The organism is Streptomyces sp. NRRL S-495, from assembly GCF_000966955.1.
In the GTDB taxonomy this organism is placed as follows: Bacteria; Actinomycetota; Actinomycetes; order Streptomycetales; family Streptomycetaceae; genus Kitasatospora; species Kitasatospora purpeofusca.
In genome coordinates, this window is the sequence record NZ_JZWY01000279.1 from 1 (window position 1) to 750 (window position 750).

Sequence of the window (750 nt, forward strand, 5' to 3'; positions counted from 1 at the left end):
CGCGGTCGAGTTCTACGCCAACCTGCCGAAGGACAACCCGGACTACCTGGTCGGCGAGCTCATCGACATCAACGGCAACGGCACGCCGCTGCGCTACATGGACAAGCCCTCCAAGGACGGCCGCTCGGCCGACTCCTGGTACTCGGGCGTCGGCAACCTGGACGTGCACTACTCGTCCGGTGTCGCCAACCACTTCTTCTACCTGCTGGCCGAGGGCAGCGGCGCCAAGGTGATCAACGGCGTCAGCTACAACAGCCCGACCGCCAACAACGTCACCGTCACCGGCATCGGCCGGGACAAGGCGCTGCAGGTCTGGTACAAGGCGCTGACCTCGTTCATGACCTCCACCACCAACTACGCCCAGGCGCGCACCGCGACCGAGAACGCCGCCACGGCGCTCTACGGCGCGGGCAGCCCCGAGCTGATCGCGGTCGGCACGGCCTGGGCCGGCGTCAACGTCGGCACCGTGCCGCCGAACCCGGGTGGCGTCACCGTCACCAGCCCGGGCAACCAGAGCACCAAGGTCGGCACCGCCGTCAACCTGGCCATCAAGGCTACCGGCGGCACCGCCCCGCTCACCTACACGGCCACCGGCCTGCCGGCCGGCCTGGCGATCAACGCCTCCACCGGCGCGGTCACCGGCACCCCGACCACCATCGGCAACTCCAACGTCACCGTGACGGCGAAGGACTCGGCCGGCAAGACCGGTTCGGCCAGCTTCACCTGGGCGGTCACCGACGGCAGCACCAA

1 protein-coding gene is annotated in these 750 nt (G+C 69.3%); it reads left to right on the forward strand.

The annotated features are described in order from the left end of the window. Nucleotides 1-750: M4 family metallopeptidase (locus VR45_RS16085; protein WP_045940445.1), on the forward strand; the 750-nt coding region annotated here is incomplete at both ends.